This window comes from Commensalibacter sp. A3DC (genome assembly GCF_047307945.1).
GTDB lineage: Bacteria > Pseudomonadota > Alphaproteobacteria > Acetobacterales > Acetobacteraceae > Commensalibacter > Commensalibacter melissae.
Genome location: NZ_JAXOQA010000031.1, coordinates 1 through 22,286, shown reverse-complemented (window position 1 = coordinate 22,286; position 22,286 = coordinate 1). Strand labels below are relative to the sequence as shown.

Annotated in this window: 18 protein-coding genes; 6 read left to right on the top strand and 12 right to left on the bottom strand. The window is 39.2% G+C overall.

Going from position 1 to position 22,286, the window contains the following annotated elements; translation table 11 throughout:
- Positions 1–44 precede the first annotated feature (44 nt).
- Entirely contained in the window at positions 45–917 is an 873-nt protein-coding gene (locus U0839_RS05190; RefSeq protein WP_155565690.1) for a hypothetical protein, read from the top strand.
- 3 nt (positions 918–920) lie between these two features.
- On the opposite strand, the gene U0839_RS05185 is transcribed toward U0839_RS05190, so the two are convergent.
- From U0839_RS05185 to U0839_RS05170, 4 genes are all read right to left on the bottom strand, one after another.
- Positions 921–1,499: a LutC/YkgG family protein gene (locus U0839_RS05185; RefSeq protein WP_155568302.1), complete on the bottom strand. Its 579-nt coding sequence runs from the start codon at positions 1,497–1,499 to the stop codon at positions 921–923.
- On the bottom strand, positions 1,492–2,967 hold the full coding sequence (locus U0839_RS05180; protein ID WP_413550235.1) for a lactate utilization protein B: 1,476 nt from the start codon (positions 2,965–2,967) through the stop codon (positions 1,492–1,494). The genes U0839_RS05185 and U0839_RS05180 overlap by 8 nt, the downstream gene beginning before the upstream one ends.
- On the bottom strand, positions 2,964–3,707 hold the full coding sequence (locus U0839_RS05175) for a (Fe-S)-binding protein (protein WP_110438287.1): 744 nt from the start codon (positions 3,705–3,707) through the stop codon (positions 2,964–2,966). The genes U0839_RS05180 and U0839_RS05175 overlap by 4 nt, the downstream gene beginning before the upstream one ends.
- 98 nt (positions 3,708–3,805) lie before the next feature.
- Positions 3,806–5,863, bottom strand: a complete 2,058-nt coding sequence (locus U0839_RS05170) for a protein-disulfide reductase DsbD family protein (RefSeq protein WP_413550234.1) — start codon at positions 5,861–5,863, stop codon at positions 3,806–3,808.
- Positions 5,864–5,975: 112 nt separating this feature from the next.
- On the opposite strand from U0839_RS05170, the gene hrpB reads away from it, so the two are divergent.
- The 4 genes from hrpB to U0839_RS05150 all read left to right on the top strand — a co-directional run bounded on the left by hrpB (position 5,976) and on the right by U0839_RS05150 (position 12,206).
- Complete coding sequence (gene hrpB, locus U0839_RS05165; protein ID WP_413550233.1) at positions 5,976–8,438, top strand: ATP-dependent helicase HrpB; 2,463 nt, start codon at positions 5,976–5,978, stop codon at positions 8,436–8,438.
- 40 nt (positions 8,439–8,478) lie between these two features.
- Complete coding sequence (locus tag U0839_RS05160) at positions 8,479–9,651, top strand: S1C family serine protease (protein WP_155568306.1); 1,173 nt, start codon at positions 8,479–8,481, stop codon at positions 9,649–9,651.
- Between the two features lie 353 nt (positions 9,652–10,004).
- The gene (locus tag U0839_RS05155; protein WP_413550232.1) at positions 10,005–10,982 is read left to right on the top strand and encodes a hypothetical protein; all 978 of its coding nucleotides are present in this window, start codon (positions 10,005–10,007) and stop codon (positions 10,980–10,982) included.
- 150 nt (positions 10,983–11,132) lie between these two features.
- Positions 11,133–12,206: a hypothetical protein gene (locus U0839_RS05150; protein ID WP_155565697.1), complete on the top strand. Its 1,074-nt coding sequence runs from the start codon at positions 11,133–11,135 to the stop codon at positions 12,204–12,206.
- 5 nt (positions 12,207–12,211) lie between these two features.
- Here the strand turns inward: U0839_RS05150 and U0839_RS05145 are convergent, their stop codons facing one another.
- The 6 genes from U0839_RS05145 to U0839_RS05120 form a co-directional block, all read right to left on the bottom strand.
- Positions 12,212–12,604, bottom strand: a complete 393-nt coding sequence (locus tag U0839_RS05145) for a DUF3293 domain-containing protein (protein ID WP_155565698.1) — start codon at positions 12,602–12,604, stop codon at positions 12,212–12,214.
- Positions 12,605–12,606: 2 nt separating this feature from the next.
- Positions 12,607–13,764, bottom strand: a complete 1,158-nt coding sequence (rodA, locus tag U0839_RS05140) for a rod shape-determining protein RodA (protein WP_155565699.1) — start codon at positions 13,762–13,764, stop codon at positions 12,607–12,609.
- 12 nt (positions 13,765–13,776) lie between these two features.
- Positions 13,777–15,702, bottom strand: coding sequence for a penicillin-binding protein 2 (mrdA, locus tag U0839_RS05135; RefSeq protein ID WP_122123821.1), 1,926 nt, complete (start codon positions 15,700–15,702; stop codon positions 13,777–13,779).
- 13 nt (positions 15,703–15,715) lie between these two features.
- Positions 15,716–16,297, bottom strand: a complete 582-nt coding sequence (locus U0839_RS05130) for a hypothetical protein (protein WP_230882768.1) — start codon at positions 16,295–16,297, stop codon at positions 15,716–15,718.
- 2 nt (positions 16,298–16,299) lie between these two features.
- Positions 16,300–17,208, bottom strand: a complete 909-nt coding sequence (mreC, locus tag U0839_RS05125) for a rod shape-determining protein MreC (protein ID WP_155565700.1) — start codon at positions 17,206–17,208, stop codon at positions 16,300–16,302.
- A gap of 136 nt (positions 17,209–17,344) precedes the next feature.
- Positions 17,345–18,391: a rod shape-determining protein gene (locus tag U0839_RS05120; protein ID WP_110438296.1), complete on the bottom strand. Its 1,047-nt coding sequence runs from the start codon at positions 18,389–18,391 to the stop codon at positions 17,345–17,347.
- A 479-nt stretch (positions 18,392–18,870) separates the two neighbouring features.
- Between U0839_RS05120 and U0839_RS05115 the strand changes: the two genes are divergently transcribed.
- On the top strand, positions 18,871–19,200 hold the full coding sequence (locus U0839_RS05115; protein WP_196424861.1) for a hypothetical protein: 330 nt from the start codon (positions 18,871–18,873) through the stop codon (positions 19,198–19,200).
- A 31-nt stretch (positions 19,201–19,231) separates the two neighbouring features.
- On the opposite strand, the gene U0839_RS05110 is transcribed toward U0839_RS05115, so the two are convergent.
- Together U0839_RS05110 and U0839_RS05105 are read right to left on the bottom strand one after the other, a co-directional pair.
- On the bottom strand, positions 19,232–20,806 hold the full coding sequence (locus U0839_RS05110; RefSeq protein ID WP_155565701.1) for a 2-isopropylmalate synthase: 1,575 nt from the start codon (positions 20,804–20,806) through the stop codon (positions 19,232–19,234).
- A gap of 294 nt (positions 20,807–21,100) precedes the next feature.
- On the bottom strand, positions 21,101–22,006 hold the full coding sequence (locus U0839_RS05105; protein WP_155565702.1) for an N-acetylmuramoyl-L-alanine amidase family protein: 906 nt from the start codon (positions 22,004–22,006) through the stop codon (positions 21,101–21,103).
- Positions 22,007–22,286: the final 280 nt, after the last annotated feature.

Here is a 22,286-nt window from a genome sequence, read left to right as displayed (position 1 = left end):
ACGTAACCAGCAATTAATGAATTTATAAATATCAAGGGGTTGTCATGTCATTCGAATTACGCAAATCGTTATCATATCGATTTAAATTTTATTTATCTGCATTTTTATGGATTAGTCCGGTCGTGATATTATCAGCTTGTGCACATAAAGATACCACTCAATATGCACCACTAACATATGATTATCTAACCCCTATATTCCTGAATGTTGGACAAATAAGCATACAGGATCATTCTAACGCAAATCAATATCCAAGGGATATTTCCAATTTAAGCCCGACCCCTCCCGCCATGGCCTTGAATAACATGGTTAATAATCGTCTTAAAGCAAGAGGCACATCCGGAAAGGCTATATTTACAATCAGCCGAGCTTCTTTGCAAGAAAACAGTGATGATGCCGTATACGGGCAAATTGATATTCGTCTCGATATTTATAACAACAATAATAGAAAAGTTGGCTCAATTCAGGTCAGTACAAATCATACATACCAGACTGATCATAATAAGGGAGACTTAGATAGCCGAGCAAATTTATATGATATTACCCAAAAAATGATGCAAGATGTCAATGTGGAACTAGAATATCAAATTCGCAATCATTTGGAGCCCTGGATTGTTGATGCCACAGGCACACCAATTTCAGACTCAATTAAAACACAGGATTTAAATGATAAGGAATCTTCAACCGCTGTAAAACATGATATGTCCCCTCCCGATCACAGGAATATAGCACCTGCCACCAACAAACCTTCTGCTTCAAACGCAGATTTAAATGCTGTTTTCCCTGATGGCATTCCCAACAATGAATCTGCCGCATCCCCAGTCCATGATACACAACCTGTTTCTTCAACTAAAGGTAAATATCCTGTTGGGGTATTGGGAACACTGCCTCAATCAGCCATTTCCAAAAAATACTAGATTCTAAAGCAATAACAAGGAAAGTGAACGTACACCCTGGGCGCCATGGATCAATACCCCTTCAATATCTGCGGTGGCCGAGGGACCTGTATGTAGTGCTGCATAATGATTTCGCCTCCATTCCGGACGTGCATACGCATCATGCAGGTTTTCCACGATTTCGGAGCTGTTCAATAAAACGACCAGATGTTGCGGCAAATAACCCAAAGTATTTACAACCAGATCTTTTTCGGTAAGACAAACAGATCCTGTTTCAGCCACACCAAAACTTGCCCTGACAACTGCATAGTCAATATCATGCAAACTATTCGGAGGCGTTTGATCCGTTATATTATAATCACCCTTTATTTCCTTAACAACAGAACAGATATTCTTTGCGTTTGAAAGTTTTTCATAAATCGACTCAAAAGGATTATCGGCATGATTTTCCAGTAATTCACCCCCCATCTGCTCAAAAACTTTCTTAAATTTTTTTATCAAATCAAGATCATTCTGGTGAAACAGGGGAACAGAAGGAGGCTTAACATATTCATCAACACAGGCCTTGCGAATTTTGCCCAAAATGATATCACGACTATTCATTAACGCTTTCCTTTTTCAGATAATTCTTTTCATACCAGCTATGAAAGGTCTCCTTGGGTGCAGGTGGCAAGTCCCTCTGTTTTCCCCATTTATTGAGATTATTGTAAACAATAAAATGTGGGAGATATTTCAATGCCCGATCGGCATTTTTTATCGCGGCCCTATACAGGACCGGATTGCCCAAAATTTTCCCGGCGGCCTGCATCAATATTCTTTTTGCAAGGGACAATTCACCCTTTTCTGCCAATGTCTCTCGCCACTCAAAAATTTGTTCATGAATATTGATTTTAACAGGACAGACATTAGAACAACTGCCATTCAAGGTTGAGGCAAAGGGAAGGTTGCGAAATTTATGGGCATTGTATCCCGGACTAAGTATCAAACCAATTGGCCCTGCATAGGTACTTCCATAACTTAATCCACCACTACGACGAAACACGGGACATGTGTTCATACAGGCACCACAGCGTATACATTTCAAGCCTGCCTTGAATTTCTTGTCAGCTAAACGGGTGGAACGCGTATTATCGACCAGTATGACATGCATTTCCCCGCCATGATGTCTGGGCCCCCGGAAATAAGATGTATATTGTGTTATTGGGGAACCTAGCGCACTACGTGACAATAAACGAATGAATACTGCCAGATGTTCAAGCCCTGGAACTATTTTTTCAATTCCGACCGTTACAATATGCATCCCGGGTGTATTGGCAGAAAGATCGGCATTCCCTTCATTCGTGCAAACAACCACCGCACCCGTTTCAGCAACCAAAAAATTTCCTCCTGTCATGCCAGCTTCGGCTTTCAGGATCAAGGGACGATTTGTTTCGCGCTGGGTTTCGGCAAGATAATGTATATCATTATTGCCCGCCTGTGCCCCGAGAGTTCTGGTAAAAACCCTGGAAACATCCGTACGGGATTTGTGAACAGCCGGAACAACAACATGACTTGGATCCTCATTGTCCAATTGCTGGATCCGTTCACCCAGATCCGTTTCAATTACGTTGATCCCCTCCTTTTCCACAGCCTTTCGCAAACCACATTCTTCCCCAAGCATGGATTTGCTTTTCACTAAAATTTTGGTCTGGCGTTTTTTCATCAACTCGATGGCAATCGAATTACACTCTTCAGCATTTTGCGCCCAATGAACATGAATACCATTATCTTTGGCATTTTTTTCAAACATTTCGAGATAATGAGCAAGATGATCAAGCGTGTGCTCCTTGATATCCGAAGCTAACTGTCTAAGTTCCTCCCATTCTGGGATAAGATGCATTTGCGCATCACGCTTTTTACGTAAATCCCATAAACGGTTATCATGCATTTTCTCGTGAGCCTGCGCAGCGATAAAGCGATTGGCGGCTTCAAGCTGATCTATGGGTTTATTACCTTTGACAACCGCGCCCCTTGCGCCAACTTCATGTTGAAGCGCCGCATCATTCACGTCTGAATTAATATTGACATTCATTGTAGATCTCCATTCAGAACGCGTGCAATATGGGCATATTTCACGGGAATTTTCATCCGTTGCGCGCATCCCTGCTGATGCATGAGACAAGAGCTGTCTGCGGAAATTACGTATTCTGCACCGCTATTATATTGGTCCATAACCTTATCCTGACCCATTTTTGCTGAAACACCCTCCTCAAAAACTGAAAAGGTTCCCCCAAAACCACAACACTCATCAGGACGTGTCAATTCAACAAATTCAATTCCTCTTACCTTTTCAAGCAAATCCCTGGGTTTTGAGAAATATGGTTCCCTCAATTCTGACATGCTCGCATGTCTTAGTCCTCTCAATGCATTGCAATTATTATGAATGGCAACCTTGTAGGGAAAAAACGCCCAGGGAAAAGAATCAATCTTGAGAATATCATGCAGAAACTCAACCAGATCATAAGTATGCGTTCTGACATGTTTTACCTCATCAGTCTGTTCGATGGCATCAAAATTGGAACGAACCTGATGCGTACAGCTTCCCGATGGCATGACAATATAATCAAATTGCGAGAAATTCCTCACAAACAGGGTTTCAGTCGCGGCAGCCTCTTTATGGCACCCCGTATTAGTCATGGGTTGACCACAACAGGTTTGATCAAAAGGATATGTAATATCCAGATCAAAACGTTCCAATAACTTTAAAGTTGAAATACCAACTTCAGGTTCCAATGCATCCATGTAACATGGAATGAATAACCCTACCTTCATTTGTGCAAACCTTGATATCCATTTGTAATTATTATATTTTCAATGGCAATTTATCACTTTATGAGTTGTTTCACTACTTGTAATTATTGTTTTGATTTTTAATTTTTAACATTTTCAATATTTTTTATCACCAAATCCGGGGTCAGGATCTGGGGCAACACCCTGGGGTTTCCATAGGCAGGATAATAGATATAAAGTGGAACCCCTTCCCGTCCAAACTGTTTTAGAAAACGACTGATTTCATTATTGTGATGTGTCCAATCACCAATCACATATTGAATATGATGACGATGGAAATAGTCTCTTACTTTTCGGTTGGATAAGGCAACCCTATCATTAACGAGACATGTTAGACACCAACTTGCCGTCATGTTAACAAATACAGCTTTATGATCAATCTGCAATTGCTGAACATTCTTTAATGAAAATACCATATATTCCCTATTTTTTACTGTTTCATTAGAGGATTGCACAAGATTCATTTCCGTGATCATACCTCCTAACAAAATGAAAATCAGAATAAGCGTGATACTGGTAACCCTTTGAAATACACGTGTAGCAGTTTTATATCGCAATAGCTGATTTTTACCCAATAACCATGCTCCAAATCCAATTAAAACACAGCCTAACAAAACAGTTAATAAAGATATGGACTGATCATGCTGATAAATTACCCATACCAGCCACACACAACTAAGTAATAGGGGAAATGCCAAAAATTGCTTCAATATTTCCATCCATATTCCTGGTCTCGGTAAAAAACGGGTCAATTTTGGAATAAAAACCAATAGCAAATAGGGAAAGGATAGACCCAATCCCATTCCTATAAATATAAAAAAAGTTTTTTCGGCTGAACTATTTAAGGCGGCTGCTACAGCTATACCCATAAATGGTGCGGTGCAAGGTGTTGCAACCAAGACAGCAAGAATACCTGTAAGAAAATCAGAAAGGTAAGAGGATGAATTTGTTCTTGAATAAAATGAAAAATTTATTGTGAAGGCATCCAGAAGATTTAAGGCAATGATAAATAATAACCAGCATAGAATTATCAAAAATGAAACCGATTGAAACTGAAAACCCCATGTTATCTGTTTTCCCATCCAGCGCAGACTTATAAATATGAGCGATATACCCGTAAAACTGCTTAAGATCCCTGCCGTGTATGACAGACATGACCGGTATTGATAGGCACGGTTTTTATTTCCCAAACGACTTAAGGATAATAATTTCATGGCAATGACAGGAAAAACGCAAGGCATGAAATTTAACAGACACCCTCCAAGAAAGGCGCTGCTGATCAATAAAAATAGATTCAGAATATGTGAGACAGGTTTCTTTTTAATTATGGGATGAATTGACCAGTAATGAATCTTGCCATTGTAATTCTTCAATGCCAAGATACCAGCCAGGGACTGATCAAGCCGTTTTTCAGATAATAGGGGCAATTTCAATTCAAAATATTCTGGATTGATTTGAAAATGCTGTTTTTGATCTTGATCAATCAATCCCGATCTTTCTGGCATAAACCAAACATCCTGCACTTGATCAAACAGAGGATCTGTTTTATTGCCCCACAATTTTCCATTTGGTGTAATGAATAAATTATGTTGCAAAGGCCTGGGTTTATTATTCAGTGATTTTTGAATTAAGATCGCTTCATTTGCCTGATTGATTTTTCCTTTTGGTAGATCAATTGTAAATTCGGCCTGCACGGGAACACAGATATTGGCACAAATCAACCACGTCGCCTTGATATGAAGATGCAGATCTTTGGCACGATAGGATTCTGGAATATGAAGATAAAAAGGTAAAATAACTTCCCCATCATATATGTAAGACAATAAACCTTTTTCAAACAACCGCTTAGGAACAGGCCATTCTATTTTTGGAAATATAACTTTTCTATCATGGTTGATTGAAACTTGTAACGAAGCAGGATCTCCCGCATCTCCCGGATTCAGCCAATAAGTGTGCCACCCTTGCTCCAGTTTGATTTTAAGGGCTAGTAAAGACCGATCAACATCATCATTGAAATCGCTTGCACTGATGATACTTGCCTCAACATGCGCTTTAAAGATTTTATCGCTTTCTTTACCCCAAATAACATGCGTGTTAAACCCTATTACAATCAATAATATAGTAATCCAAAATCGCACTTGATTTAATCCTGTCCCTGTCAATAATATTCCATTTTTATCTTAAAGATGAGATAAACAAAATTAATAATCATTCATGTCACCAAGGCATTTTATCGACTAGTCTCAACTTATGTTTAAACCTGATCCCATTTCCCTACCAATACAGAATACCTTACCAGAACTCCATGATCATCTACTTACCCATCAGAACTGTATTCTTGTAGCTTCACCAGGGTCAGGAAAAACAAGCCTTGTACCTTTGTCATTATTACAGGCTCCATGGCGAAACGGACATAGGATTATCATGCTGGAACCACGACGCATTGCCGCCCGAGCCGCAGCAAAACAGATGGCCTGTCTATATCATGAAACTATTGGCCAAACGATAGGTTACAGAACCCGCATGGAAAAAGTGGCCAGTTCAAAAACCCGTATAGAGGTTGTTACACATGGACTGTTCTTGAGACATCTTTTGAACAATCCATTTCTTGACCAAGTTGCCGCCATTATTTTTGACGAAATTCATGAACGTTCCCTTGAGTCTGACCTCTGTCTTGCCTTGTGTCGTGATCTTCAAAAAAACCTGAGACCGGATTTAAGGCTCATCGCAATGTCGGCTACACCATCCTTGTCTCAACTACAAAAAATATTAAACTGTCAAATTATTGAAAATAAATCAAGAATACATCCTGTAACAATACATCATCGACAAAGAGATATTCATGCAATAAAAGATTTGCCCAAAATAACCGCTGCGGAAATAGAGAATGTTTATTACAAAAATCAGGGTAATATACTGGTATTTTTACCAGGCGTTACCGAAATTCATCGCACAATGAATATACTTACATTACCAGATGCTGAAGTTCTTCCTCTGTATGGCGAATTACATTCCACAGAACAGGACAAGGCCTTGCGATCTGTCAGTGCCAAAGATAAAAGGCGGATAGTTTTGACCACTTCCATTGCTGAAACTTCCCTAACCGTTCCTGGCGTAAGGATTGTCATTGATGGAGGTTTTCGTCGTGCTCCTCAATTGGACGGAGACACTGGACTAACACGACTTTTAACACGAAGAATATCCAGGGCAGCAGCTGATCAAAGGGCTGGAAGGGCTGGACGTGAAGCTGAGGGAATTGTCTATCGTCTATGGACCCAAGCGATGGAACGAAGTTTTATCCCGCATGATTCTCCTGAAATATTATCCAGTGAATTAAGTGAATTCTTATTGATTTGCAAAACATGGACAGACCTTATGGGAACCTCAATAAAGGAATTGGTCTTTCCTGATTTTCCTTCCAATGGCCTTCTTGAGGCGGCCAGCAATTTACTGACTTTATTAGGTGCGTTAAATGAAAAAGGGCTCATCACTGATTTTGGTAAAAAAATTATTCAATTCGGTGCGCATCCACGTTTGGCGTCAATGATGTTAAGAGCAAACTCAAATGAAGAAAAGGCATTGGCGGCCGATCTGGCTGCATTACTGGAAGAGCGTGATCCTTTTCGTAAAAATCATGACCAATCCTGCGATATCCAAACTCGTCTGAACTGGCTACAAACCCTACCTCATAATCAACATGATAAGGAATTATGGCACCATATCCACCATATAGGCCAGGAATATCGCAAAAGATTAAAAATACCACTCACCCAAAAATCTCTTGGAAATCCTGCCAAATTATTATGCGCCGCTTTTCCCGACCGATTGGCACAAAAACGTGATGAAATTGGATCATTCCGATTGGCAGGCGGTGGCAGTGCATATCTTTCTCAACAAGATATATTAGCAAAGGAAAAACTATTAATTGTTGCAAATATCCATACTCAGAAAAAAGCCAGAATCTGTCTGGCAGCACGCATGAATTCCGATATTCTTCCCAATTTTATCCTTAATCGGTCCCGTCAGGTAGAAAATATTTCTATTGACCCAACCACTGGAAAAGTCATTGCCCGAAAACAAGTAAAATTTGGGCGGCTTATTTTACAAGACAGAAACGATATAGCCCCAGCCGAAAAGGCTTATCCGGTCTTGCTTGGTTATGTTAAAAACAATTTTTATAAGGCTTTGAACTGGAACGAGGCTACGAAACAATTACAGTCACGTGCTTCATGGGCAAGACAATATTTAACAGAAGAAAAAATTCCGGATTTAACTGATGACAAGCTAGAATTACATATTGAAAAATGGTTATCCCCCTGGATCACACAAATCAATAATTTGAAAGATCTAAAAAAAATAGACTTAAAAAATATTCTCGAAGCCTATCTTGGTTATGATATTTGCCAAAAACTAAATCGGTTATTTCCTGAATTTATTATATTGAATCATAATAAATTTTATATTGATTATACACAACCTGCACCCATTATTTCGGCACATGCACAAAAATTTTATGGTATAAAAGATACTCCTTCTATTGCAAAAGGACAAATTCGATTACAATGCTGCCTTCTGTCCCCAGCCAATAGACCTCAAGCAGTAACCAGTGATTTGAAAAATTTTTGGAAAGAGGGTTGGAAAGATATGAGAAAAGATATGAAGGGGCGTTATCCCAAACATCACTGGCCAGAAAATCCCATGAATGACGAATAATAGTTTATTTAATAACTTAAATTTTTTGAATAGATTAATAATGTTTGTACCAATTGAATATTCAAACCAGATAAAAAAAAAGCTAGGTCTCAATCTCAAGACTTATCTCATTATTGTTTTATTCAATTTTCCCGTCTATGCCCAGGATATAAATAAAAAAGATATCGAACCATCAAAAACAGTCATTCCATCCGACACATTTACGGCCTCCGCAACACCACTTGTAGAAAATGGGCCTCTGACCTTCTCCCCGCTAGTGAAAAAAGTTGTACCAGCCGTTGTTAACATTTCGGTTTCCCAAAATATATATACAAAACAATCCAGAAACATTCATATACCACCCTCCTTAAAGGGAACACCATTTGAAAAAGAATTCAGGCAACGTCAACATACCCGCAACCGTAGGGTTACAGAAGCTGGGTCTGGTTTTATCATTGATCCCCATGGGATCATAGTAACCAATACGCATGTAATCGGGACCTCCAACAACATAACAGTATATCTTGCGAATGGAAAACGTTTCACAGCAAAAGTTATCGGTAATGATTCTCTCACAGACATAGCAGTCATCAAAATTGATAGCGATCATCCCCTTCCCTATGTACAATGGGGTGACAGTCGCAAAGTGGAGGTTGGTGACTGGATTCTTGCTGCAGGAAACCCTTTTGGCCTTGGTTCTTCCGTCACTGCCGGAATTGTATCAGCTCGTGGTCGCGATATTGGTTCCAGCCCTTTTGACGATTTTTTTCAATTGGATGCTCCAATGAATCCGGGAAATTCTGGAGGACCATCCTTTAACCTTGCCGGACAAGTTGTCGCCTTGAATACCGCAATTGTTTCCCCTACCGGAAGTTCTGTTGGAATTGGTTTTGGTATCCCCTCTGAAATCGCCGCCCCCATTGTTACTCAACTATGTAAAACAGGATTTATTGACCGCGGATGGCTTGGTGTTACCCTTGAAGAGGATTCTGGACACAATGGAGTGAAAATCATTGATCTTGATCTGGATGGCCCGGCCTACAAGGCAAAAATCAAAATTAATGACCGCGTTGAATTAATTGACGATCAGCATGTAGACACAATTCGTACTTTTATTAAAACAGTGGCCATTGCACATCCTGGATCAAATTTACAACTGACAATAAGGCGCAACAAGAAAACCATCAAACTTGATGTTACGGTTGGTCATCGACCAAAAGATGATGTAGAATAACAAATTTTTTTTATCTCTTGCTAAAATAAAATTTTTTTATAGATTGATATCATGAATACGAATAATTTTATTACATTGGTGATCAATTTTATCTTAAGATAACAATTAAATGAATATTTTAATCCGTTTAACAAATATAATATTTAATCTTTACTAATTACAAATGGTTATAAATACTATTAATTGATCACTTGAAATTATTTAATCATAAAAAATCGTTATAATTTATGTTTTCCCCATAACTTTGATTGAGGAATTTTTTGATGCATCGTCGTTTCATACAAACCCCTGTATCTCAATTTTTATTGTTTTGCAATAATACTAAAATAAATTTTTCGTTAATTTGCATCTCTGTGATATTTACTTCACATTACACATATGCAAGCAATGCATCTAAATCCGATATAAACAATTCATCAATCAATAATATATCCGACAGTGTCAATGTATTGGATGAACAACGATATACGGGTTCCCTTCTTTCCCCTTCAGGTGCCATTACCAAGGCAGGTATCCTTGCTTTGGAACCGTATCTCCAATCTACAATCAGCCGTGGGGCCTATCAATCCGATGGCAGTGTCAAAAATAGCAAACACAGAACAGATTCAGCGGACAGTTTCCTTTTGATCAAATACGCCATTACCGATAATCTGACCATTCAGGCAACCCCACAGGTTAATTATGCCTGGAACGGTAAAACCACATCCAGCAGTGTACATATTTCTGACTTGCCTGTAGAATTTCAATATCGCTGGATTGACCAGGATAACGCACATTATCGACCCAGTTTCACGACTTTCCTGGGCATGAATTTTCCTACTGGCAATTTTGATCAGTTGAACCGTTCCCTTGATGCTTTTGGAAGTGGACAGTATACCCTACGTTTTGGTCTTCATTCCCAAGCTGCCTATGAAATATTTCATCGCGCCATACGCTTCCGCTGGTGGGGTGTAGGTCGAAAACCTATTGGTCACCGAAATATCAAGGGGATAAGCAACTATGGTACAGATCAGGGTTTTGCAGGCACAGTCAGAGGTGGCTTATTTGGCAACGCCGGATTTTCATTTGAATTTGGAATAACCAAAGCATGGGTATTGGCCTTTGACTTTCAGTATGATTGGGCTCAGGGGACACATATTAAGGGAAATTATAATCACCAGCGTTATTTACGCCATATCACAGGTGCCTCTCATGATTTTCAAATCGCTCCTGGTATAGAATATAACTTTACACCGGCCGTTGGACTTATCGCTGGTGCGGCATTGACCGTTGACGGCCATAATACCAATGATTTCATTCAACCTCAATGTGCCGTGAACATCGTTTTTTAATCTGATAAAATTTAACTTTTCATCAATATTGCAACCGTAAGCGATTGAACTATATAGAATAAGCAACTATCTGATAACCTTATAATTTATAACAATTATAAGGTCATTTTATAGAAGCATTATGAATTATCCCTGACTAGGAGCCATTTTATGACTCAAATTTTCAGCAATTCCTGTATTCTATTTCGTATGCTTAAAAACAGAATTAAAATTAGTTATTTTTGTTTTGGTTTTCTCGGTTTACTCACCCCTTCTGTTAACATATACGCTGTCCCGAACGACATTGCGCTTGAAGCTACACAAGAGGAAAACAAGGAAGATACAGGTTCCAAAATTTTACAGGAACAAAGATATACGGGTTCCTTGTTGGCACCATCCGGGGCATTGGTCAATGCCGGGACTTTTGTTGTCGAACCGTATTTGCAAAACACAATAAGCCGTGGTGCCTATCAGGCAAATGGAAAAACCAAGAATTCCAAACATAGAACTGACAATACCCTGAATTATACATTAGTTAAATATGCAGCAACCGATCGCCTGTCAGTTCAGATTGTGCCCCAGATCCGCTATACCTGGAACGGTCACACAACAGCTAGTACAGTTCATTTCTCGGATTTACCTTTTGAGATTCAATATCGTTGGATTGATCAAGAAGATGCCCATTACCAACCTAGCCTAACTACTGTCCTTGGCATGATCTTTCCAACAGGCAATTATAACAATCTTGGTCGTCATTTGGACGGTGCAGGAACAGGCAATTATACGCTGAGATTTGGATTGCAGTCCCAAGCCGCATATCAGATATTTGATAAAGCCATTCGAGTTCGTGTTTGGGGTATGGGCAGGGAACCTCTGAATTCCGTTAATCTCCGCAATATTAGCAGTTACGGCACTGATACTGGATTTCGTGGAAATGCAAGATCAAAACTTTTTGGCAATACAGGTTTTTCCCTGGAGTATGGTCTGGACAAAAAATGGTTAATGGCTTTTGACCTTGTTTATGATTGGGCAAAGGGCACTCGAATAAAAGGGAGTTACCTTGATAAACCCAATTCCTATCAACATAAAGTAAATGGTGCCTCCCATAACATTCAGGTTGCACCAGCAATCGAATACAACCCCTCCACCCGCATAGGTATTATTGTTGGAACGGCTTTAACCGTGGATGGGCATAATGCAAATAATTTTGTTCAGCCTCAAATGGCGGTGAACTTTGTTTTCTAGTTCCATCAATTCAGAAATACCAAACGCGATAATCGTTGATCTTGTATAACAACAATCGCGTTTTGACGAAACTTTCTCGCCAATACGATCGCCTTGCTGGGATCCATGGTAACCATAAATAATGGCTCTGAAAAATTTCTTAAAGTTCCTGTCCCTTTTCTGTAATCATAGCCTGACAAATACAAGGAAAGTTTTTGCATCATGCGCTTGTTCCATCCCTTGGCCTTTATTCTTCCTCCCGGGTTACAGGCACTCATCATAACCAGTTTCTTACTTTTATAGCGTTTGGGTAAATTTAAAGGATAGTGCCCTATTCTGATTTTAACAGTTCCAGCCTGATATATACTTTTAATATAGTTAGATCTAATTTTATTTGTCGCAGGTAATATTCCAGTCATTGTTATATCTTTTTATAAGATTGATCTTCACCAAATGTTGAATTTTTATGAACTTGTACAGATAATAAAAGACCAAATCCAAACATTACCGTCAGCAGGGCTGACCCTCCATAGGATACCATTGGTAACGGCACACCCCCCACGGGTATGGCACCCATAACCATTGAAAGATTAACTGCACAATAAAAAAAGAAATTCATCGTGATCCCCAATGCAAGCAAGCGACCAAACTGATTACGTGACCGCATGGCGATAACCATGCCCCCCACAATAATTAACAGTAATAACCCTATAACACAGATTCCCCCCACAAAACCCCATTCCTCTGCAATCATCGTAAAGATGAAATCAGTTTGTTTTTCTGGTAAAAAATTCAATTGCCCCTGTGTACCATGCAAATATCCCTGTCCCCACATTCCACCAGATCCCAATGCTATTTTTGACTGGATGATATTATATCCCGCTCCTAATGGATCATTTTCAGGGTGCATAAAAGTGGTAATCCTCGCTTTCTGATAATCATGCAAATGATTATAAACCAACTTTATGACAAACGGGATCGGTGTTAGTAACAAAAGAATCAAATACCAGCGCATACCTGCCGCAAAAAAAATAACAGCCCCTATACAACCTATAATAACCGCTGTGCCCAAGTTCGGTTCTTTTAATACAAGAACAACAGGTAATAATACAAGAATTGCAGGAATAATCAGGCGTAATGGATTTGCCATCTGTTTCCAGCTAATTTTGTAAAACCAGCTGGACAATAAAAGAACCAAGGCAATTTTCATTAATTCAGAAGGTTGCAAGGCAATACCGCCAATTATAATCCAGCGCTCTGCTCCTTTACCCACATGCCCCATATGCAATACTGCAACCAATAACATTACAGCCAGTCCATAAAGAGGCCAAGCCAGTTTTACCAATATTTGCGGAGGAGTTAACGCCAACCCTATCATGATTATAAAACCCACGCAAAATTTAACAAATTGTGAATGAGCATAAGGATGGGAAGATCCTCCCCCAGCGGAATATTGGGCAAAATAACCAACCATTGCAAGAAGGCAGATCATTCCAACAAACAACCAGTTAACTCGCCAAAGCTTGCCCAGAATTCTAAAATTTGGTTCTGCTCTTAATAAACGTTTCTCAAAAACCATTATGTCTATACTTCATTCAACTTCAGATGGTTTTGAATCACCTGTTTCCGTTCTTGTATTTTTAGACTGATCTTTTTCCCAATTTTTTGCAGGATCACACTTTAATGTTGCAACCATCATCTCACGTGCCAAAGGCGCCGCAACAGAAGCCGCAGCATTACCATGTTCAACAATTAAAGAAATCGCATATTGTGGATCATCATAAGGGGCAAAACAAATAAACAACGCATGAGGACGATATTTCCATGGCAAATTAGCAGAATTGAAATGGCCACTTTCTCTCAATGCACGGGAAACACTCTTTACCTGTGCCGTACCCGTTTTTCCAGCCAATAACATACCATGATAATCCATTTTTGCTTTTGCACCCGAACCTTTGTTTTCATTGACTACAGCATACATTCCAAATCTGATCATTTTTAGAAAATCAGGCTTGATATCCAGTTTTTGCCAATAGTTTGGATCTGCTTGCGGAACCAAAATATTATTGCGCTTCCTAATAAGATGCGGATCAATTTTTTTACCCGTGGCAATTCTCGCCACATAAGTGGCAAGCTGCAATGGGGTTACATGAACAAATCCCTGTCCAATACCGCTGACGATTGTATCACCTACATTCCAGTGATGTCCTCGGGACTCACGCCATTTAGGAGTGGGAATTAACCCGGAACGCACATGAGTCAACTCAATCGGCAACTCCACTCCCAAACCGAGCTTATCACATGTGGCATGAATTGCTTCCATTCCCGTCCTGCGGGCAACCTCGTAAAAATATACATCACAAGAATATTTTAGGGCACCATGCAAATCAAGTGACCCATGTCCATATTTATTCCAGCAATGAAATCGGCTTCCCCCATAATCATAATAACCCGGGCAATGAATACGCGTATTTTCCGTAATCGTTGAAGCTTCAAGCGCAGCCAGGGCAACAGCAGGTTTAAAGGTTGAACCGGGAGGATAAGAACCTGCCACTGCCTTGTTTGTTAAGGGACTCCTTTCATCTTGAATCCAGGTCTTCCATTGTGCATGACTGACACCACTGTCAAATAAGGAAGGATCAAAAGATGGATTACTGACCATTGCCATCACTTCCCCATTCCGACAATCTAAAACAACTGCGCTGGCGGATTGGTCCGCGACGATTGAGGAAATTTCCTTTTGCAATTCAACATCAATGGTCAAGGCCACATCCTGGCCCTGGATACTATCAACATGGCCTAATTCTGTAATGATATGTCCCACGGAATCTACTTCAACCTGAACCTCACCGGCCTTTCCACATAGATCATTTTCCTGAGTCTGCTCGATCCCGGACCGACCCACTCGCATACCTGGCAAAGCCAAAATGGTATTCTGTGCAATGTCTTTATCATTTGGGGGCGCTACATAACCGACAATATGAGCCAACAAACCTTCCAATGGATAAAGTCTTTTAGTACCCACATCAATGACAATACCTGGTAGGGAAGGCGAATTCACCTCGATAATCGTCATTTCGTCACGAGACAGAAAATCTTTCAACATAATGGGTATAAAACGACGTTGATGATCCAAATTCCATTGTATACGGGCGTAATCATGCTCATCCAAGGAAATTAAATCAGCAAACCGTTCTATCACATCAGAAACATTGTCTGTTTCTTCAGGTATAAGCATGGCCCTCCAATTTATCTTGTTATTGGCAAGAATGGCCCCGAAACGATCAAGAATACGTCCACGAGGTGGAGACAATAACCTTTTGCTTATAAGGTTTTTCTTGGCCATTTTTATATATCGATCGCCATTTACAACCTGCAATTTATAAAGACGATTAGCCAATAAAGACAAGATCCCTGTTTGAGCCGCTAGAATCAAAATTGCCCGCCGCGTAAATACACGTCGCGAATTCGTATCTGACAATACATTTCTGATACGATAGGGTAATCTTTTCTTCATTTTACAAGTTGTTCTACACCTGTTCGGGATCAGCTATGGTACGATGGGCCCAGGTAAACATGATTGATAAGAGCGGATAAAATCCTATAGCAAAAACCATCTCAAATATAAAGTATGAAACTGAAACCAGCTTTAAACTTAACAAAGAAATCAACAGCCATTGTATAAAAAAAACACTCAATGCAATTATTGAAAAAATTAACCAGACTATTAAAAAATTATATCTTGCCAAACGAAAACGCTGCGTGATTGCCATTCCATAAACAATAAGTAAAATGAAAATCACAACACCAGGTGAGGAAAAGTTTAGGAGATCAATAAGAAACCCCAGAAAAAAAACACCAATTGCTGGCATGGAAGTTGGACGATAAATTGACCAAAAATAAACCGATGATATCACAATAGCCAATAAAAGTTCATTACGGCCAGGAATATTCAAGGGAACTGAAAAGATTAAAATTACAAACAGATTAAATCCCAAAGGAACCATCCAACGAATGACAGCATCAATTTTTTGACACCTCGTTAAAGAAGGACGTATCCCTGGATGTCTTTTATGTGTTTTACTTTCAGATGATTTTTCTTTTTTAATCATTCCTAATCATGGCCTAGTAATTCAGGATTGGCGACGGGCCTGGTTTTCATCTTCTTTTTAGCCAGATTTACACGTCCCGGTGCATCAGGTGGAATGATATCATAATTTTTAAAATCAAAAATTCGAACAATTCTCAGACTTTCCAATGAAGTGTAAGGCACAACAACAGGATGTCCAGGTTCAAGATAATGCACGAAACCAACAGGGATTCCAGTCGGAAAAGCATTTCCTTTATTGTCAGTCAAAACTTTCTCCCCTTCAGTTGGAGGTTTATCTTCCGGGTAAAAAATCAATTTGGGATAAAGACTGTTATCACCAGCCATAATCGCCTGTACATGTGAACTCATTAAATTAACAGGAATTCGACTGGCAAGATCATTGATTAAGAGTATCCTGGCAGAACGATCACCAATTTCTGTCACTCTACCTATCAAACCGAAACCACTCAAGGCAATTTCACCGGCGTGCACGCCATGCCCCGGTTGTAGCATCACCAAAACTGCCTTATGATAAATTCCGCTTCCATCTGCGGCAACATGTGCGGTAATATAGGATATTGTCGGATCGGGTATCCAATGCAATTGATTTTTCAATTCAACATTTTCCTCTGCCAATCCTATTGCAACATGATACCATCCCTTAAGTTGCGCATTTTCCTCTTCAAGTTTCTTTTTTTCCTGAGAAATATTTTTAACTGTATTAACATTCAGAAAAAAACCATGAACAATATCAAACGGTTTCTCCACCAAAACATAGGCAGGCAAAAGAAAATCAATAACTTTTAACCGTATATCTTCTATTAATTTGGGTTTTGCCTGGCCAAGCAACATGATTAAACTCGCCATTACAAATAAGAATGGTAAGATTAATTTTGCCAACGCTTGCTTGATTTGAATGGATATAGGAATCATTATCGTAATATTTTTACGTTATTTTTCATTTTAAACCAGCTACTTAATATATAAGATGAGCAATATACCAAACTGTATATTGCTTATTAATATTAACGCTATTTTTTATATTTTCTCAATTGTGTTGACGTAACAACTAATACATAGTTGTTAAAACATTCCTAAGCTTTTTCATTTCCTCCAATGCACGTCCTGTTCCCAAAGCCACACAGTCCAATGGATTTTCTGCAACAATAATAGGTAACCCTGTCGCCTGTCGCAAAACATCATCCAGTCGAAGCAATTGACTGCCCCCACCTGTCAACATAATCCCTTTATCAACAATATCAGCAGCCAGTTCTGGAGGGGTATTCTCTAAAGCAACGGATACTGCCTCGACAATTTGGGAAACCGGTTCAGCCAAACTATCGGCGATTTGCTCCTGGGAAACCAAAACTTCCCTTGGCACTCCATTCATCAAATCTCGACCTTTTACTTCACGCCAAGGACCGCCGTCCTCCTTGGAGGAATCGGGAATAGCGGCTCCCAGTTCCATTTTCAATTTTTCCGCTGAACTCTCCCCAATTAAAAGATTATGATTACGACGTATATAGGCAATGATGGCATCATCCATTCGGTCACCACCAACTCGAACGGAACGCGCATAAACAATTCCCCCCAGGGAAATTACTGCAACCTCGGTCGTACCTCCTCCGATATCAACAATCATGCTGCCAGAGGGTTCCGTAACTGGCAAACCGGCCCCAATTGCAGCAGCCATAGGTTCTTCAATCAGCTGAACCCTTCGAGCACCTGCACTTTCTGCGCTTTCCTGGATAGCCCGCCTTTCAACGGCCGTTGATCCCGATGGAACACAAATTACGATTTGCGGGCTGGCAAACATACGACGATTATGCACTTTATGTATGAAATGCTTAATCATCTCCTCCGCAACTTCAAAATCCGCAATGACACCATCCCGCATTGGCCGTATAGCAGTTATATTACCAGGCGTTCTTCCCACCATATTTTTGGCCTCTTCCCCAACGGCCAAAACCTGCTTTTTCCCACGAACATCAGCAATGGCAACAACTGATGGTTCATTCAATACTATTCCACGACCTTTGACATAGACTAGTGTATTAGCCGTTCCAAGATCAATTGCCATGTCTGCAGACATAAAACCAAACAGACGAGAAAACATCCAAAACTCCCGACAACAAACTTATAATTCTAACAAAAATTTGTCTTAAATTTCTATCATCACAATTTGTATAGAAATTACCAACCCCTACTTTTCACAGTATTTCCTTTCGACTTACTCATTTACAACCAATGGAGCAAGCGTTAACTGGCAAATGCTATTTAGCCTTATATATTATTTTTACCTTAAAGTATCGTTCACTAAAAAAAAATGTAAAAAAATCATTTCCTACAATGTAATTACCTATTTTGACTACTATTTTTCTCATTTAAATAAAAATTCATTTTAAAAATAAAAACGAATCGAAAATATAATTATTTAAACCCCCTTAGCATATTATTTACGTTTCACTGTTTATACGTTTTATTCTGACTTTTTTATGTCTTTTTAAAAATTAATTTTAATAATCAAAAATCAAATTTTCATAAAAATGACAAAAAAAATATTTTATATAAATAAATAACAAGGAGAATTTATAAATGTTTAGAGTTAGCAAACAAACTTTTTTGGGGTTTTCAACCGTTATATTATCTGTTTCTTTTTTAACTGCCTGTGATAATGGCTATAGTGCTGGTGGAAGGGCAGGAACTGGTGCACTTATTGGTGGTGGAACCGGAGCAGCCATCGGGGCCCTTGCAGGAGGGGGAAGAGGAGCCGCTATTGGAGCTTTATCTGGTGGAGCGTTAGGGGCAGGTGTTGGCGCTTTGACAACACCTAATCGTCCAGGACCCAATTATAATAATCAGTACTATCAAAACCAACAATATCGTCAGCAACCAGTTAATAATTACAATTCATCCCGTCGTTAATCAAAAACGGCGTCAAAACGCCGTTCCATTTTTAAGCAACGTTTTCTGGTTTCTGTCGCTGACGCTTTGTTAACAATTTATTTAAAGCATGGACATAGGCCTTAACAGCAGAAACCACTGTATCAACATCTGTTCCTTGACCATCAACTGTTTTGCCATTTTCTTCCAACCTTACAGTTGTTTTTGCCTGTGCATCCGTTCCCTGCGTAACAGCCCCGATCGAAAATAGGGATAATGTTGCTTCAGGATGAGGGAAAATTTTCCTAATCGCATTGAAAGCTGCGTCAACCGACCCGCTATTTCCCGTAAATTCGATTTTTTTATTTTGTTTGTCAACTTCAAGAGTCAATAAAACCTCAGAAGCTCTTATCCCACTTTTAATTGACATATCAATAAACCGGATAAATTCATGATCTCTGACTTCATCATCAACCAAAGCCGAAATATCATCATCATAAACCGTCTTCTTTTGATCAGCCAACGTCTTGAATCGCTGAAACGCCTCGTTTAATTTCTCATCAGAAAATTCATTATATCCCAATGATTTTAATTTGTCCCTAAAAGCAGCTCGACCCGAATGTTTGCCCAAAACAAAAGAGGAACGGTTCCAGCCTACACTTTCAGGTGTCATGATCTCGTAGGTTTCTGCATTTTTCAACATTCCATCTTGATGGATACCACTTTCATGTGCAAATGCGTTTCTACCTACAATTGCCTTATTCGGTTGCACATCAAACCCGGTAATCGTTGATAAAGTCCGCGAGGCATTTAATAATTTCTTTGAAATTATCCGGTTATCATAAGGAAATTCATCGTGACGTGTCCGTAAAATCATTGTTATTTCTTCCAGGGCAGCATTCCCGGCCCGTTCACCAATTCCATTGATCGTACACTCAACTTGCCTTGCTCCACCTTGCAGTGATGCGATAGTATTAGCCACCCCTAGTCCCAAATCATTATGGTTATGACAAGAAAAAATGACCTGATCAGCACCTGGAACCCGTTCCAACAAATCTTTAAATATACGACGCATATCTTCAGGAGTTGAATAACCAACCGTATCAGGAATGTTAATTGTTGTCGCTCCATTTTTAATGGCCACTTCAACACAGCGACATAAAAAGTCTGGGTCTGTGCGTGATCCATCCTCCGCTGACCATTGAACGTCATCTGTAAATTGTCTGGCCTTTTTATTTCCATCGGCAATAATTTCCAAAACGGTTTCAGGTTCCATACGCAATTTATATTTCATATGCAGTGGAGAAGTCGAAATGAAATTATGAATACGTTTACGCTTGGCCGGTTTTAAAGCTTCCCCCGCCTTTTCAATATCATTTTTACCACCTGAACGTGCCAAGCTACAAATAACTGAATCTTTGATTAGCTCAGCAATTCTGTAAACGCTTTCAAAATCTCCTGTTGACGCTACGGGAAATCCTGCCTCGATTACATCAACTCCTAATTCAGTCAATATTCTAGCCATTCTCAGTTTTTCATCCAAATTCATTGAAAAACCAGGGGACTGTTCACCATCACGTAACGTTGTATCAAAAAAAATAACTCTATTTTTGTCAATTTTTCCAAATGATGGATGATTTATATTCATATCCGATGAACCTTCATAATCGTTTACAGGCATATTCTGGACGCAACTCACGCCCTCAGTTTGCCTATGAAAAAATAAATTTTTAAAGGAAATTACAAAAAAAAACCCCTAAATAAGATAACCTATTTTACAAGGTTATCTTACCTAGGGGCTGCTAAGTTGAAAGATCAAACAAAACACAGATATCCGTTCTCTATTTTTAAAATAGAAAAAATTTTTTTCCATAAGAGAGAATACCATAAATTTCATGCTGATATGACATCACTTTTCCCCAAAAAAAGCAAGTCCTATTTTTTAGCCCGTTAAATGTGTTACACTTCCGCCAATTGTAAAATACCGATCAACAGCATTTTTCATGGACATGGCTATTAACTGTCTATATGAAAACTGACGTAAAGCGGCCTCATCTTTACGATTAGACATAAACCCCATTTCAACAAGAATTGATGGAATGTTTACCGATTTTAAAACCACAAAAGCGGCATGTCTTTTGGGATTAGGCAATAAACCAACACGGGAATTAAACGATAAGACAACATTTTGCGCCATTGCGGCAGATTCTTTTTTTGTTTCCATTTTAACCAGACTGGCCAATATCTTTTCCACCGCTGGAGAAGTTACATGAATATTGGGGCCACCATAACGATCAGCTTGATTTTCAACTGAAGCCAATGCAGCAGATTGTGCATCAGATGCATGATTGGATAAAGTATAGACACTTGCACCTCGCACAGATGAATTCCGCAAGGCATCCGCATGCATCGATATGAAAAGGTTCGCCCCTTTTTTCTGGGCAAAATCTACACGTCCATTCAAGGGAATAAAATGATCTGAGCTTCTTGTCAGATAAACTTGATATCGTCCGGAGCGTCTCAACTGATTGGCAAGTTCCACAGCCGTAGCGTATGCAACATGTTTTTCATAGGTTCCAGAATATCCTATGGCTCCAGGATCCTTTCCACCATGACCAGGATCCAGCACAATTAATGGTAAAGCAGGTCTGGCTTTGCCAATGATAGCTGGCGTCTTGGTTTTACCTTTGAATGTCCTCACCTTGGAAGTGGATTTAACTTGATTACGACCTTTTCCAGTTGTTCCAATTCTTTTTTGCCTTTTTTGTTTCATGGCAAATGAAAAGGAAGGAAACAAAACTCCTATTGACATTAATAACGTATTTCGTCTGGAAAAATTTAAAGCCATTTCAATCTATATTACCTTATCAAAATGTATATTAATAATGTTAATTCATGTCTAAAAATCTGTATACCCAAAATAGGATTCAGCGTATAATTCGACATTATTGCAATAATTCTACATTTTTTTTGATCAAAAGCCATAAATCACGTTTTTAGCAACAAAAAACCTTTGCTTTCATAGCGCGTTTTGAGATATTAAAATAATTGTAGGTCTTTATTTTTAATAACAAATCAATAACCTAATAAAGTCCTATAAATTATTGTTTATTTTTGATAGCGAAAAT